The following is a 15421-nucleotide window of genomic DNA, read 5'->3' on the forward strand; positions in this document are numbered from 1 at the left end:
AACTGGCCTAGCGAGCTTTTCGGCTCGCGCTAGGCCACTAACCTGGCCTACGCCCACAAAGTTCGGGGTCTGGCGCGAACATGCCTCGGGTTATTTTTGCTTCAGGGCCTCCGCTACGGCTTTCTGCAACAAGGGCTCCATCACGCGGTAGCCGGCCAGGTTGGGGTGCACGCCATCTTGGGCGTAGGCCACCTTCAGGCCCTGCCGCTCATCGGCCATAGCGGAATGATAGTCGAGGTACACGAGCTTTTTCTGGCGGGCATAGGCTTTGATCTGCGCATTGAGAGCCACGATTTTGGGCGCCGGCGCCAGCCCTTTGCGCCACCAGAAATCATAGGCAGGCAGTACCGAGCATAGCACCACCCGCACGCCGTTGGCTCGGGCCAGCTCCACCATCGACTGAATATTATTGAGCGTAGCGTGCTGGTCATAGGGGCCGGTGTTCTCGGCTACGTCGTTGGCGCCGGCCAGAATGGCCACCACGGCGGGCCGCAGTTCCAGCACATCCTGCCGAAACCGCACCAGCATCTGCGGCGACGTTTGCCCGCTGATGCCCCGCCCGATGTACTCGTAGGGCTTGCCCGCGAAAAAAGCGGAGTCCGTTTTGGGCCAGGAGTCGGTAATGGAGTTGCCCAGCAGCACCACGCGGGGCGTGCCAGCTACCGGGGCGCGGAGCGCCTTGTTGGCGCTGGCATAGCGGGCCAGCTTCGCCCAATCGGTGAGCAGCGGGTCGGGCTGGGGCGCGGGGGCCGTTTGCGCCCGAAGCGCCGTAGTTGTCAGGCCCAACGCCAGCAGCAGCAAGAGTTCTTTTCTCATACCCCGAAACAAGGCAATACGCGCTTCCTAAACAAGTGTACCCTCCACAGCCCCCGACATACCCCCCGTTGCGGACTGCGCTCCGGTGCTCCCCACAGGCCTAGCCGCCCGCATTCCGGCCGCAAATGGTTACTATCGCACTTCTCAACCTTTCTTTCGCTATGCATACTCCTTCCACTTCCGCTGCTGCCACTTCGCTGCCCGAGCGCTTGGCCCAACAGCTCGGCTCTTCCGTTTCGGCCCAAACCATCTACGGCACGCCCGTGGAGCGCGACGGCATCACTATCATTCCCGTGGCGCGGGCCATCTACGGCTTCGGCGGGGGCGGCGGCTCCAAAGCCAATGAGGGCGAAGGCTCCGGAGGCGGCGCCGGCGTAGCCCTAACCCCCATCGGCTACATCGAGCTGACCGATGGCAAGTCGCGCTTCCGGCCCATCCGCAGCTCCGTAGTGCCGCTGGTAGCTGTGAGTGGCCTGGTAGCCCTGCTGCTGCTGCGCAGCGTGCCCAAGGTACTGCGCCGGAATCTGTAGGGGCCGGCACTACTCTTTAAACTAGCGCTAGAAAGCTAGTTCCCCTCCTCAGATGAGGAGGGGTTAGGGGTGGTTGACCAATCGTTGAACGGGTACTAGAGTTAGTTCTAAAACTCGTTCTACAGACATCAACCACCCCTAACCCCTCCTCATCTGAGGAGGGGAACTAGCTTTCTAGCGCTAGTTTCAGCCCTAGGCCACTTACGCACGCTATTTTACCGCCTACTCCCCCTATCTTCCCCGCCTGATATATACCCCTACTATCTCTACTAGTGACTTACCCCGAATTTGAAGCTCGCTGGAAGCCCGCCGGCGGCGCGGAACGGGCCAACTACGGCCTGTTTCTGCAAGACCTCTGTGACCTGCTGGAAGTACCTCGCCCCGACCCCACCACCGACAACCCCGCCCAGGACCAGTACGTGCTGGAGCGCGCCGTGCAGTTCAACGATGGCCAGAAGAAAAGCACCGGCCGCATTGACCTGTACAAGCGCGGCTGCTTCGTGCTGGAAACCAAGCAGGGCACCGACACCCCCGACCAGCAACAGAAGCTCGACCGCGCCGAGCTGGGCCTCCCCAGCGAGAAGCGCCGCAAAGGCCACGCCGTGCGCAACTCCGCCAAGTGGGCCGAGATGATGCAGGCCGCCCGCCAGCAGGCCCTCGGGTACGTGCGCGCCCTGCCGCCCGAGGAGCCTAGGCCCCTCTTCGTGCTGGTGGCCGACGTGGGCTACTGCCTCGATGTGTACAGCAACTTTGCCGGCGTCGGTGATTCGTTTGTGCCCTTCCCCGACCAGACCCGGTTCCGGCTGCCGCTCTCGGCCCTCGCCGATGAGGGCACGCGGGCCATGCTGCGACAGGTGTTTCTGGCGCCCCGCGACCTGGACCCCAGCCGCCGCGCCGCCCGCGTCACGCGGGAGCTGGCCGCCCGCCTGGCCAAGCTCTCGGAGCAGCTGGAGCGCGCCGGCCACGCCCCCGAGGTGGTGGCCCAGTTCCTGATGCGCTGCCTCTTCACCATGTTCTCCGAAGATGTGGGCCTCATCCCGAAAACCTCCTTCACGGGCATGCTAGGCCAGTACCGCACCCCCGAGCTGCTGGAGTTTCTGCCCGATGCCCTCACCAACCTCTGGCGCACCATGGACACGGGCGGGTTCTCTCCCGACCTCAAGGCTCGCCTGCGCCGCTTCAACGGCAAGCTCTTCCACGATGCCACCGCCCTGCCCCTCACCGCCGACCAGGCCGAGCTGCTGCTGCAATCGGCCCGCGCCGACTGGACGGAGGTGGAGCCCGCCATTTTCGGGACGCTGCTGGAGCGCGCCCTCGACCCCAAGGAGCGCCACAGCCTGGGCGCCCACTACACCCCGCGCCGCTACGTAGAGCGGCTGGTGCTGCCTACGGTGCTGGAACCGCTCCGCCGCGAGTGGGCCGCAGCCCAGGCCGCCGGGGCCCGCCGCCTCGAAGAAGGCAACCCCAAGGAGGCCCGCCAGGAGCTGGTGCGCTTCCTGAGCCGCCTCACCTCCATCCGCATCCTCGACCCCGCCTGCGGCTCCGGCAACTTCCTGTACGTGACCCTGGAGCACCTCAAGCGCCTCGAAGGCGAGGTGCTGGCCGCCATCAACAGCTACGGCCACACGGGCCTGCTGGAGCTGGGTGGCGGCACCACCGTGAGCCCCCACCAGCTGCTGGGCCTGGAGCTGAACCCGCGCGCCGCCGCCATTGCCGACGTGGTGCTGCGCATCGGGTACCTGCAATGGCACCTGCGCACCTACGGCCCCTCCGAGCTGCGCGAGCCCCTGCTGGATGAGTACCAGAACATCCGCCAGCAGGATGCCGCCCTCCAGCACGATGCGCCCGTGCCCCGCCTCGATGCCCTAGGCCACCCCGTCACGCGCTGGGACGGCACCACCCGCCTGCACCCCGCCACCGGCCAGCCCGTCCCCGACGAAACCGCCCGCACCCCGGTCCTCGACTACCCCAACCCCAAGCCCGCCGAGTGGCCTACCGCCGATTTTATCGTCGGCAACCCGCCGTTTTTAGGTGATAAAGCAATGCGCCGGGCCCTAGGTGATGGTTATGTAGATGCACTTCGCAAAGCTTACAAAGGGACAGTACCTGATTCGGCTGACTTAGTAATGTATTGGTGGAGGAAGGCTGCGGAGTGTGTGCAACAAAGGAGAACAGAACGGTTTGGTTTTATTACCACTAATTCAATATCCCAAGGCTTTAATAGGAGAGTAATTCAGCCATTTATTGAAAATAGCGAAGCGCCACTCTCTCTCATATTTGCCATACCTAATCATCCATGGGTTGACAATGGAAATGGAGCTGCTGTACGTATTGCGATGACAGCGGTAGAGGCTGGAGAAAAGCCAGGGCAATTATTAACAGTAGTTGACGAACAGCTGGCTGATGATGGAAGCAGCGAAGTAGAGTTTGCTCAACAAGACGGTATAATCAACGCTGACCTTAGAGTTGGAGCTGATATTGATTCCGCATCGACCCTAAAATCTAACAAATCAATAGCTAACGTTGGCTTTGGACTTTATGGCTCAGGTTTCCTGGTTGAACAAGCTCAGGCCGAAACACTGGGACTAGGAGAAATAATTGGCTTAGAAAAGCGAATTCGTCCTTATTTAAATGGAAGAGATTTAGCTCAAAGGTCAAGAGGTATGCTTGCTATAGACCTTTATGGAATGACTACAAACGATGTCATGACGACCTACCCTAAGGTTTATCAGCATGTATTCGAGAGAGTAAAGCCAGAGAGAGATTCAAACAACAGAGCTTCAAGGCGCGAGAAGTGGTGGCTTTTTGGGGAGCCAAATCCAAGGCTCCGAGAGGCCCTAAATGGTTTGCCACGCTTCGTCGCAACAACCCGTGTATCAAGACAACGATTTTTCGTATTCCTAGAAGATGCAGTATTACCGGATGAGAAGATTGTTGTTTTCGCAACAGATGACGCTTATCATTTAGGAGTATTATCCAGTACTGTACATATAACCTGGGCATTAGCTGCTGGAAGTCGACTCGGTGTAGGCAATGACCCAGTGTATGATAAATCTCGCTGCTTCGACCCGTTCCCCTTCCCCGCCGCCACGGCGGAGCAGCAGGCGCGCATCCGGGAGCTAGCCGAACAGCTCGATGCTCACCGCAAGCGCCAGCAGGCCCTGCACCCCAGCCTCACCCTCACCGACCTCTACAACGTGGTGGAGAAGCTGCGCGCCGGCACCGCCCTATCCACCGCCAAAGAGCAAACCATCAACCAGCAGGGCCTAGCCTCTGTGGTGCTCAGCCTCCACCAGCAGCTCGATGCCGCTGTAGCCGAGGCCTACAACTGGCCTACCGCCCTACCCGACGCCGAGATTCTGCAACGCCTCGTGCGCCTCAACCACGAGCGCGCCTGCGAGGAGCAAGCCGGCCTCATCCGATACCTGCGCCCCGCCTACCAGGCCCCCGAGCTGCAACAGCAACATCTGGAGTTGCCCACCGCCGCAAAAGCCGCCGCTGCCACCGCCACCGCCCAGGAAGCTACCGGCCCCCAGCCCTGGCCCACCGAGCTGGCCCAGCAGATGCAAGCCCTCCGCGACGTGGTGCAGCAAGCCGCCCAGCCCGTCAGCGCCGCCCAGGTAGCCGCCCGCTTCCGCCACCTCAAGCCCGAAAAAGTGCAGCCCCTCCTCGATACCCTCACCGCCCTCAGCCTCCTGCGCCGCACCGAGGAAGCCACCTACGCCGCCTAGGCCACTCCAGAACGAAAACTCCCCTCCTCAGATGAGGAGGGGTTGGGGGTGGTTGACCAATCGTTGTTTACAAAAACAGTCATGTCGAGCTTGTCGAGACATCTCGCTCGTGAGTAATCAGATTACTCTGCCAACGTCAGCACGCGAGATTCCTCGACAAGCTCGGAATGACGTTCAGACAAAGTCGTTCTAGGCCAGTGGTTCTGATGGTGTCGTTCTGATGGGGCCGTTCTAGGCCAGTCGTTTTTGCGTGCGCACACGCTAGGTTCTACTTCAGCCCGGATCGCTCTTCGCTTCCTTCAATACATACTCTTCCCTACGTTTTCTATGGAATCACTTTTACCTTATTTTAGCCCGAAGGCCTTCTTACTGACGTCATTGCTCCTTCTGGGGTATAGTCTGCCCGCGGCCCAGGCGCAGACCCCGTTTTTCGGTTCGGCCATTTCTGTGGGCACCACCAAAGGCCAGGGCGAAAGCTATGTGGGCGGTACGGCCATTGATGCCCAGGGCAATACCTACGTGGCGGGTGGTTTTGCGGGGCACCTCCACTTCGGCAGCAAGGAGCTCATCAGTCGGGCCGGCGGCAAGGATGTATTCGTGGCCAAGTTCGATGCGGCGGGCAATACCCTGTGGGCCGTCAGCGCCGGCAGCGACTCCTACGACGATGCCACTGGCCTCGCGCTTGATGGCAAGGGCAACGTGTATATCACCGGCCAGTATTACGGGCAGGCTTTATTCGGCGCCTTTTGGCTCCCCGATGCGCAGGGTGCACGCCCCGGCAATGTATTTGCGGCCAAACTAACCTCATCGGGCAGTTGGGAATGGGCTACGCATGGCGGTGGCGACGGCAATGATCATGGCGCGGCCCTGTACGTGGATGCGGCCGGCAACAGCACGATAGTAGGTGGCTTCAGCAGCTCCACTGCCACCTTCGGCGCTCTACAGGTAACCAACGACCCCACTAACCCCGATGACCAGGACGTTTTTGTGGCCCGGCTTACTCCCTCCGGTGTCTGGGTATCGGCTATGGCCGTGGGCGGCCCTCGAAATGACCAGGCCACCAATGTAGCCCTCGATGCCGCGGGCAATACTTATGTCTGCGGTACTTATTCCAGTGATGGTATCAGGTTCGGTACGCGTGCTCTTGCAAATTCCGGCTCAGCCTTTGGCGATATATTCATTGCTAAACTAGCTCCAACCCGCAGTTGGGAGTGGGCGGCACACGCGGGCGGCACTAACAACGAGACGGCTATGGGCCTCGCCATCGATCCGGACGGTATGGTGTACGTATCGGGCAGCTACACCAGCCCGACTGCTACGTTTGGCCCTGTAAGTCTCGCCAACGGAGGAGCCGCTTCTACCATGGATGTATATGTAGCTTCGCTGGATGCTAGTGGCGCGTGGCGTTGGGCAACCCGCGCGGGCGGCCCCAGCAGCGACTACAGCAGCGGCCTGGTGCTTACCGGCTCTGGCCAGATACTTATCACGGGGGGCTTCATCAGTGCCTCGGTTGGGTTGGGCGCATTTACCTTACCTAACTCTAACGCTACTGCCATTGGCAAGATGGATAGCTACGTAGCCAAGCTCACTACTCAAGGCGAGTGGCAATGGGCCCTTGGCACTTTAGGCCAGGAGGATGAGGAGGCCCGAACCCTGACCCTGGCCCCCGACGGATCGGTGAGCGTAGTAGGTACCTATTGGGGCTCTCCCTCGTTTGGTGCCACTACCCTCGTTGGTAACCCGATGTTCCCCAACGTGTTCCTCGCCAAGGTCTACGACCAGGGCCTACTGGCTTCCCTCACCACCGTAGCCCCCAGCAGCGGTGCGCCAGGCCAGATGGTCACGCTTACGGGCAGCGGTTTTGTGGGCGTTACGGATGTGCTGTTCAACGGCACCCCGGCGGCCAGCTTCACGGTGCAGTCGGCTACCAGCCTGGAGGCTACCGTGCCGGCGGGCGCCACGGCGGGCCCGGTGAGCGTGCGCACCAGCGCGGGCCTGGCTGCCTCAGCAGCCGTGGTGTTTCAGCCTACCGCCGTTACGGCCACCACTCACGCAGCTACCAGCAAGCTGCAGCTTTACCCCAACCCGGCCACCACCTTTGTACACCTGCCAGGACTAGCCGCCGGCAGCCGCGTGCAACTAGTTGATCTGGTAGGCCGTCCGGTGCGCACAGCCATCCTGGCATCCAATGGCCGGGTATCAGTGCAGGGCCTGGCTCCTGGCCTCTATACTTTGCGCGCCACCAACCAACAGGGCCAGCACTTCGCGGGAAAGCTACTAGTAGAATAGCGCTTATTGCGGCAGCGGCTTTTCTCCGAGCAGGCTGCTGCCACCCAGAGCGGTTGGAGCATGAAAGGAGGTGACCCGCAACACCTGCGCGGGCGCCTTCTCACTCGCCCGACCTTCACGCGGCGGCTGTTTTGACGTACTTCCGTCTTTATCCTCCTATATATAATATAGTTGATATAAAACAGCATTATATCTATCTTGTAATTACCTGATCCTCTCTGGGCCCCATGCTGAGCAGCTTTTCTGCTCGCTGCCCAGGCGTGCCTGGTAGCTCGGAGCCAGGGGCCGGGAGAGGAAATCGTCTCACTTTATAGCAAGCCCTTATGAGTCCTCCCCTTATGCTATTCGCATCCGTTATTTCGTGGTAGCCCGGTAGCAACCATCGGCACAGCACGTTATCGGGCCTCTGTGCGGCCCCCTTCCCCTTTCTACTGGCATCTGGCATAGCCATTGCCTCCCGTAGGCCACTCCGTAAGAGCGTGCCTGAAAAGTCTGCCTTGGGCTTCCTACCGCTGCAAACGCCGCTGGCTGCTTCGGGCAGTGCAGGCCAGCGGGGGCATAAAATGTTGATTGAGAAGAGTTGCGCCCCACTGAAACCCCGTGTTCTATGCGGATTCTTTTACCGGCAATGGTCCTTTGGGCTACCACGTTCCCGTTGGCTCAGGCCCAACAGTCAGCAAAATCATCTTCCAGTATATCTTCGGCCGGCTCCGAGGAAACCAACAGGCCTAGTGCGCCTCCTTTCAAGGAGACAGGCACGGTGGTAGTAAACGCAAGCCAGCAGTACCAGGCCGGCAAGCTCCGGACATGGTTGCTGGGCCAGAACTACCGGCAGGAGTGGCAGCAGCCGGTGCGTGTGCCGGTCCTGCAACTGGGCACCGCGCAGGGTGGCCTACAGCCCCTGAAGCAGGGCGGCGGCAAGCAAACCAAATCGCTCAGACTGCGGGCGGCAAACGGCCGCGAGTACGTGCTGCGCTCCATTGAGAAAAACACCGAGCAGGTGCTGAAAGAGGAGCTGCGCAACACGCTGGCCGCCAAAGTAGTGCAGGATCAGGTATCGGCGGCCCACCCCTATGCCGCCCTCACCATCCCTGTTCTGGCCGAAGCGGCCGGCGTAGGTCACACCAACCCCGAGCTGGTGTACGTGCCCGATGATGAGCGCCTGGGCGAGTTCCGGCCCCTTTTTGCCAACACGCTGGCCCTGCTGGAGGAGCGCGACCCGCAGGTACCGGCTTCCTTCACGGGCCGGGCGCTCGAGAAAAACTATAGCACCGCGAAAGTGCTGGAGCTGCTACGCGCCGATTCCAGAAACCGCATCGACCAAAAAGAGCTGATTCGGGCCCGCCTGTTTGATGTGCTGGTGGCCGACTTCGACCGGCACGAGGACCAGTGGCGGTGGCTGGCCTACAGCCTGCCCGGCGGTGGCCTGCTGCTGCGTGCCGTGCCCCGCGACCGGGACCAGGCCTACTTCGTGAACCAGGGGCTGCTGCCCAACATTGCGAGCCGCAACTGGGCCGTGCCCGCCGTGCAGGGCTTCGATGGCACCCTGCGCGACATCAACACCTTCATGTTCAGTGCCCGTTTCTTCGACCGTTCCTTCCTCACGGAAACCACCCGCGCAGACTGGGCAGCCGTAGCCCATGACCTGCAGGCCCGCCTCCCCGATGCCGTGCTGGAACAGGCCATTGGCCGGCTCCCTGACTCCGTGTATGCGCTATCGGGCCCTACCATTGTGGCCAAGCTGAAATCCAACCGCGACGCCCTGCCCGCTTATGCCGAAAAGTACTACCGCTTTCTGGCCAAGGAAGTGGATATAGCAGGCAGCAACCAGGCTGAGCAGTTTGAAATCCAGCGCCTGAACGATGCCCAGACCCGCGTCAGGATGTATGCCCTGGATCCGGATGGGCAGCCCACTGGCGAGCCGCTGTATGAGCGCACCTTTCTGACCGATGAAACCCGGGAAATCAGGCTATACGGCCATGGCGGCCCCGATAAGATGGCTGTGACCGGCGAGGCACACACGAGCGTTACCGTCCGCCTCATAGGCGGCGACGGGGCCGACGTACTTACGGACCGCTCCAGAGTGACTGGCCTAGGCCACCGCACGGTGATGTATGATACACCCACCGGCAACACGCTCACGCTGAGCAGCGAAAGCCGCAACCGCACCTCCCCCGATTCGCTCGTGAATGCGCACAACCGGCAGGCGTTTCGCTATCCGTATGTGGGCCCTTTGCTACCCCTGGCCTACAACCCCGATGATGGCATTTTCCTGGGTCTCGGGGTGGAGTTTCGCAAGCCGGGGTTTCGCAAAACGCCGTGGGCCGCCGTGCACCGGGCGCAGGCCAATGTCGCGCTGGGCACGGCGGCCTACAGCTTCCGCTACCAGGGCGAGTTCAACCAGGTGGCTGGCCCCCTCGATTTGCTGCTCCGCGCCGACTTGCAAGCCCCCAACTACGTGCGCAACTTCTTTGGCTTCGGCAACGAAACCCCGTTTAATAAGGACCTCGGCATCGATTACTACCGCGTGCGCTACAACAACCTGACGCTGCAGACGCTGGCGCGCCGCCGCGTAGGGCATCACCAGTTTTTGGCTGGCCCCCAGTATCAGCGGGTGCGGGTGGTGCATACCCGCGGGCGTTTCATTGAGCAGGTACCCGACGGAAACGGCTCTGCCGCCACCCTATTTGAGCCCCGCCACTATGCCGGAGTTAAGCTCAGCCATATCCTGGATACGCGCAACAACGATTGGCGCCCCATCAAGGGCGTTTTCTGGCACACCGAGTATACTGGCCTACGCCCGCTCAATGGCCTCGCCCGCCCTCTCTCTCAACTCACCTCAGAAGCCGCGGGATACTGGACTCCGGCGGCCACGCCCGGCATTACGCTGGCGGCTCGGGTGGGCGGTACCTTCAACTTCAGCCACTATGAGTTTTTCCAGGCCGCAACCCTGGGCGGACTTTCTACCCTGCGCGGCTACCGCCGTACCCGCTTTGCCGGAGAAAACAGCTTGTACAACAACCTGGAATTCAGGGCTTACCTCGCTACTCTCAACACCTTGTTAGTATCCGCCAAGTTTGGCGTGGTGGGGTTTCATGATGTTGGGCGCGTGTGGCTTGACGGCGAGCCATCCGATACCTGGCACACGGGCTACGGCGGGGGCTTGTGGCTGGAGCCGTTCCGGCGCGTGGTAATCGTCGGGGCATATGGCCTCTCCCGAGAGGACCGCATGCCCGTAATCCGGCTCGGCTTCCACTTTTAACCCCACTAGGCCACTGCAGACCAGCGGTCAGCCGCCACCCTGTTGTTCATTAGAACCAGTTCCTGACGCTACCTCAACTGGGGAGCCGCACGGTAAACTCGGTAAATTCGTTTTCTTTCGATTTCACCGCCAGGTTGCCGCCGTGGCTCTGCACCACAATATCAAAGCAAAGCGAGAGGCCTAGGCCAGTGCCTTCGCCGGGTGGCTTGGTGCTAAAGAAAGGCTGAAAAACTTTGGTGCGGATGCTCTCCGGCATCCCGATACCGTTATCCAATACCTTGAGCTCTACTTCCCGCTCAGTCGTGCGGCGGGTGCTTACCGTGATGGTGGGCTCGTAGCCAGTAGTGGCGGCGCAAGCCTCCAGTTTGCGCTGCCGCTCCAGCACCGCATACAGGGAATTAGCACACAGGTTCAGCATCACCCGCACAATATCGGACCTGATAACGGGCACGAGCCCCAGCCCAGGGTCATATTCTCGGGTGAGGGTAGCCTTGAACTCCGGATTCTTGACGCAGAAACCCTGGTAGGCCAGTAGCAGGGCCTCCTCGGTGAGGGCGTTCAGGTCGGAGGGCTCGCGCCGGCCCGGCCCGGAGCGCGAGTGCTCCAGCATATCCCGAATGATGGACGATGCCCGCTGCCCGTGCTGGCTGATTTTCTGCAGGTTCTGCTTCAATCCCGTCAGAAACTCCTGGCCTATGCTGTTGCTGGAAGCTACCTCGTGCTCCTTGCCCGACATTTCCTCTACCAGCTCGGTGCTCACGTCGGCAAAGTTCTTCACGAAGTTCAGCGGGTTTTGCAGCTCGTGGGCAATACCGGCCGTGAGCTCCCCCAGAAACGCCATTTTCTCGCGTTGCATGAGCTGGTTTTGCGTGGCTTTTAGCTCCGCCAGCGCCTCCCGAAGCCGGTCGCGCTGGGCCGCAATCTGCGCGTTTCTGCGGTTGAGCTGGTGGTAAGCATGCTGCTTGAGACGGTTGTTGCGCCACAGCAGCCACAGCGCCGGCAGGGCACCGGCCAGGGCGGCCAATAGCCATAGCTGCCGGCGCTCGGCCTCCGCCTGCTCCTGCTCAGCGGCCAGCTCCTGCTGGCTCAGCCGGTCGCTCACTTCCAGGGCCTGCACCTGAGCCATCTTGCTCAGGCTGAACAGGCTGTCGCGGGTGGCATTGGCCAAGCTCAGGTAGCGGTACGCCGCCGCGGTGTCCTGGCGGTTGGCCCAGGCGGTGGCCAGAAACTGGCTGGCTTCCAGTACTCCCTTGGGGTAGTGGCCTAGCTGCCCGGCAGCCAGCGCCTGCCGCCCATTCTGCAGCGCCGAATCGGCCCATATGCCTCCCTCCTTCTCAAATAGCCGGGCCCGGCCCAGATACGAGCGACACAACGCAAACGTGATATGCGGCTTTTTGGCCCGCTTAATACTGCGGCGGTAATAATACTGGGCCAGGCCGCTTCGGCCGAGGCGGGCGTACACATTCCCCAGCATGCCGGCGTCGCCTACTTCGCTCACCAGGTCCCGGTTCACCAGGTCCAGCGTGTATCCTCGCCTGAGATAATAGAGGGCTGAGTCGAGCAGGTTGAGCTGCTGATACACATTGCCAATATTGCCCAACACCCGGGTCAGCAGCTTCTGGTTGCTGATTTTTTCGGCCATGCGCTTGGATTGCAGGAAGTAGTTCAGGGCCGGCCGACTGTTGCCCTGCTCCCAATACAGGTAGCCAAGCGCGTTGAGCGCCCTGCCAATGAGCTCCGGGTCGCCGAGGCCTTCGGCCGCATGCAGGCCTTGCAGACCCACCTGTAGCGCGGCCGGGTAGTTTCCCGCTTCCCGGAAGCCGGAGCCCATCCGGATCAGGGCCCAGCATTCGCCCCGCTGGAAGTGTACTTGCTGGGCCAGCCGGAGCGCCTGCCGTCCGTACGCAATAGTAGCCAGCGGATTGGTTTGGGTGTACTCGTAGGCCAGTTGGGCCAGTAGCAGCACCCGGGTTGTATCGGGGTGGGGAGTTCTGAGTAATTGCCGAATACTGTCTATCTGGACATTCGTCTGAGCGGCGTACATAGCTTGCACCGGGCCCAGCCAGCACAATATAAGTATGCACACCGTTCTCATGGCAGCGAACAAAAAGTATTTCCAGACGGAAAAGAACAACACTCCCGAAGCCTCTTCGCGCCAGTCAGCTGGCAAGCCAATACAGCAACTTCACTTGGCTCCTACCGGCCTTTCCCCTGCAACCAAGCCATCTTCTACTGGCCACTCTCTCCCAGTGAAAGATGACTAATATTAGAATTAATATGCTCTAATATAGTGAATTTTAGCGGCACCTACCTGAGCTTGCTCCCTTCGCTTCAGCGCGTTCTGCGCCCCATTCTGCTGCTTTGCGGTAAGGGCTGAATGGCCAGGCGATAAGGACAAAGAAAAAGCCCGTTTCTGAATCAGAAACGGGCTTTACTGTAGAGAGGATGGGATTCGAACCCACGATAACCTTTTGGGCTATACACACTTTCCAGGCGTGCTCCTTCGACCACTCGGACACCTCTCTAGATGCGGGGAAGTGGCGCAAAATAACACCCTATTTTCGGGATACGCAAGCGCTAGGCCACTATCCTATCAGATTAGCGTGATTTCGCCGCGTAGGTCCTGGGTCAGAAGGCGCCGTGTAACCTCCGGTTCCTGGTTGAGGCCCAACACGAACATGAGCTTGGTAATGGCGGCTTCTACCGTAATATCGTCTCCCCCCATGATGCCTAGGCCAGTCAGGTGGGCGCTGGTTTCGTAGCGGCCCTGCAGCACACGGCCTTCTTCGCACTGACTCACATTGAGCAGGTACACTCCCCGCTCAGCAGCATCCTGGAGGCACCTGAGAAACCAAGGCGCGGTGGGGGCATTGCCGGAACCATAGGTTTCCAGCACCGCACCGCGCAGATCGTCCACATCCAGCTGGGCCCGCATCATACGCTCCGTGAGGCCCGGGAACAGGCGCAGAATCGTCACGTGGTCATCGAGGTGGGTATGCACGTGCAGGGGCGCCGAGGGTAGCAGCCGAATCTGCTTGTCGTGGAACTCCAGCTCGATGCCGGCGCGGGCCAGCGGCGGGTAGTTCTCGCTGCGGAAAGCGTTATACTGCTGACTTTCTACTTTCTTGGCCCGGTTTCCCCTGATCAGCAGCTCATTGAAAAACACGCATACTTCCGGCACACGCACCGTGCCCGCGGCCGGGTGGCGAGCCGCGGCCAGTTCCAAGGCCGTCACGAGGTTGCGGCGCGCATCCGTCCGAATCCGGCCTACGGGCACCTGCGCCCCCGTGAATACCACCGTTTTGCCCAGGTTTTCGAGCAGGAAGCTCAGGGCCGCCGCCGAGTAGGCCATGGTATCGGTGCCGTGCAGCACTACAAAGCCATCGTAGCGGTCGTAATTGTCCCGGATGAGCGCCGCCAGTGCCAGCCAATCGGCCACCGTGATGTTAGACGAATCAATAGGCGGCCCCAGATTCAGGACATCTACCTGCATGTTCAGCTGCCGCAGCTCCGGCATTTTCTTCCGAATCTGCTCGAATTTCATGGGCACCAACTCACCCCGACTGTTATAGGCCATGCCAGCTGTGCCACCGGTATAAATGACCAGAATAGCGGATTGTGCGGGGCCGGAAGTAGAAGGAGTAGCCAATAGTGGGCAGGTGAGTTGGGTGGGAGGTTATGGGGTGGTGAAGGTAAACAAGAACGCCCTTCTGCGCGTGGAGCAGTAGGGCGTTCGACTAGCCTGCTTGTGTAGCTTGAGGGCCTTGCTGCGCGGGCAACTCCCCGAACAGTTCCAGCGTGTTGTGGGTAGTGGCTTCGGCTACTTCTTCCATGTCCTTCCCGAGTAGTTCTGCCACCCGATGCGCTACCAGCGGCAGGTAAGCGGGCTCGTTGCGCTTGCCCCGGTACGGCACTGGCGCCAGGTACGGGCAATCGGTTTCCAGCAAAAGATGCTCTAGGCCTATGCCGGGAAGCACCTTATCTAGACCTCCATTCTTAAAGGTTGCCACGCCCCCAATGCCCAGCTTAAAGCCCAATTTGATAACCTCCTCGGCTTCTTCTTTGGAACCAGAAAAGCAATGAAACACGCCCCGCAAAGTGCCATCCTGTGCGGCCGCAATGATATCGGCGGTTTCGCGGAAGGCGTCGCGGGTGTGCAGCACCAGGGGCAGGTTATGCTTCTTGGCTAGCGCTACCTGAATGCGCAGGGCTTCCTGCTGCTCAGAAAGGTGGGTTTTGTCCCAGTACAGATCAATACCACACTCCCCTACCGCCGCAAAAGGCCGGCGGCCGAGCCAGGTTTCTACCTCGTAGAGCTCCTTTTCGAAATTGCGCGTAACGTGGCACGGGTGCAAACCCATTTGGGCGAAGCAGCGCGTGGGGTATTTGGCTTCCACTTCCAGCATGGCGTCGATGCTGGTGTGGTCGATGTTGGGCATGAAGATGGTGCTTACTCCGGCATCAAAAGCGCGGCGCAGCATGTCATCCTGGTCGGGTTTGAATTGCTCGGAATAGATGTGAGCGTGCGAATCAGAAAGTTGCATCTCACAAAGGTGGTGAAATTGTGATTTAGTGAAATGGTGATGGGGTGAAAGGTGGCTTGGACGGCGCGGGTGGCCTAGGCCTATCGTGTCATTGCGAGGAGGCACGACGACGCAATCTTTCCTTATCGCATGCGGCATTTCTGACGAAACCGAAAAGCCCTTACTTCCAGTGTGGAGGTAAGGGCTTTTCGGTAGGCCAGTACTTGGTGCGGCCGAAAGGAAAGATTGCGTCGTCGTGCCTCCTCACAA

General features: G+C 60.6%; 8 protein-coding genes and 1 tRNA gene. 4 read left to right on the forward strand and 5 right to left on the reverse strand.

Annotated elements, in window-relative coordinates; translation table 11 throughout:
- Positions 1 to 90: 90 nt before the first annotated feature.
- Positions 91 to 816 (reverse strand): SGNH/GDSL hydrolase family protein, encoded by a 726-nt coding sequence (locus CFT68_RS07225; protein ID WP_088842711.1) that lies wholly within the window; start codon positions 814 to 816, stop codon positions 91 to 93.
- Positions 817 to 977: 161 nt separating this feature from the next.
- On the opposite strand from CFT68_RS07225, the gene CFT68_RS07230 reads away from it, so the two are divergent.
- The 4 genes from CFT68_RS07230 to CFT68_RS07245 all read left to right on the forward strand — a co-directional run bounded on the left by CFT68_RS07230 (position 978) and on the right by CFT68_RS07245 (position 10628).
- Positions 978 to 1346, forward strand: a complete 369-nt coding sequence (locus CFT68_RS07230; RefSeq protein ID WP_170934727.1) for a spore germination protein GerW family protein — start codon at positions 978 to 980, stop codon at positions 1344 to 1346.
- A gap of 272 nt (positions 1347 to 1618) precedes the next feature.
- Positions 1619 to 5077 (forward strand): class I SAM-dependent DNA methyltransferase, encoded by a 3459-nt coding sequence (locus tag CFT68_RS07235; RefSeq protein ID WP_088842713.1) that lies wholly within the window; start codon positions 1619 to 1621, stop codon positions 5075 to 5077.
- 327 nt (positions 5078 to 5404) lie between these two features.
- A complete protein-coding gene (locus CFT68_RS07240) occupies positions 5405 to 7366 on the forward strand; it encodes a T9SS type A sorting domain-containing protein (protein ID WP_088842714.1) in 1962 nt (653 codons plus the stop codon).
- A 607-nt stretch (positions 7367 to 7973) separates the two neighbouring features.
- On the forward strand, positions 7974 to 10628 hold the full coding sequence (locus tag CFT68_RS07245; RefSeq protein WP_141106477.1) for a BamA/TamA family outer membrane protein: 2655 nt from the start codon (positions 7974 to 7976) through the stop codon (positions 10626 to 10628).
- A 73-nt stretch (positions 10629 to 10701) separates the two neighbouring features.
- Here CFT68_RS07245 and CFT68_RS07250 read toward each other — a convergent pair whose 3' ends face one another.
- The 4 genes from CFT68_RS07250 to CFT68_RS07265 all read right to left on the reverse strand — a co-directional run bounded on the left by CFT68_RS07250 (position 10702) and on the right by CFT68_RS07265 (position 15172).
- A complete protein-coding gene (locus CFT68_RS07250) occupies positions 10702 to 12672 on the reverse strand; it encodes an ATP-binding protein (protein ID WP_170934728.1) in 1971 nt (656 codons plus the stop codon).
- A 393-nt stretch (positions 12673 to 13065) separates the two neighbouring features.
- Positions 13066 to 13153 (reverse strand) — tRNA-Ser (locus CFT68_RS07255).
- 68 nt (positions 13154 to 13221) lie between these two features.
- Complete coding sequence (locus CFT68_RS07260; protein ID WP_245815301.1) at positions 13222 to 14277, reverse strand: asparaginase; 1056 nt, start codon at positions 14275 to 14277, stop codon at positions 13222 to 13224.
- An 88-nt stretch (positions 14278 to 14365) separates the two neighbouring features.
- Entirely contained in the window at positions 14366 to 15172 is an 807-nt protein-coding gene (locus CFT68_RS07265; RefSeq protein WP_088842717.1) for a TatD family hydrolase, read from the reverse strand.
- Positions 15173 to 15421: the final 249 nt, after the last annotated feature.

The sequence above is a fragment of the Hymenobacter gelipurpurascens genome (genome assembly GCF_900187375.1).
GTDB classification, from domain to species: Bacteria; Bacteroidota; Bacteroidia; order Cytophagales; family Hymenobacteraceae; genus Hymenobacter; species Hymenobacter gelipurpurascens.

Bases quoted from the DNA above. Each gene is read 5' to 3' on its own strand.
- CFT68_RS07225 (WP_088842711.1), bottom strand. From the start codon at position 816: ATGAGAAAAGAACTCTTGCTGCTGCTGGCGTTGGGCCTGACAACTACG.
- CFT68_RS07230 (WP_170934727.1), top strand. From the start codon at position 978: ATGCATACTCCTTCCACTTCCGCTGCTGCCACTTCGCTGCCCGAGCGC.
- CFT68_RS07240 (WP_088842714.1), top strand. From the start codon at position 5,405: ATGGAATCACTTTTACCTTATTTTAGCCCGAAGGCCTTCTTACTGACG.
- CFT68_RS07245 (WP_141106477.1), top strand. From the start codon at position 7,974: ATGCGGATTCTTTTACCGGCAATGGTCCTTTGGGCTACCACGTTCCCG.
- CFT68_RS07250 (WP_170934728.1), bottom strand. From the start codon at position 12,672: ATGTACGCCGCTCAGACGAATGTCCAGATAGACAGTATTCGGCAATTA.
- CFT68_RS07265 (WP_088842717.1), bottom strand. From the start codon at position 15,172: ATGCAACTTTCTGATTCGCACGCTCACATCTATTCCGAGCAATTCAAA.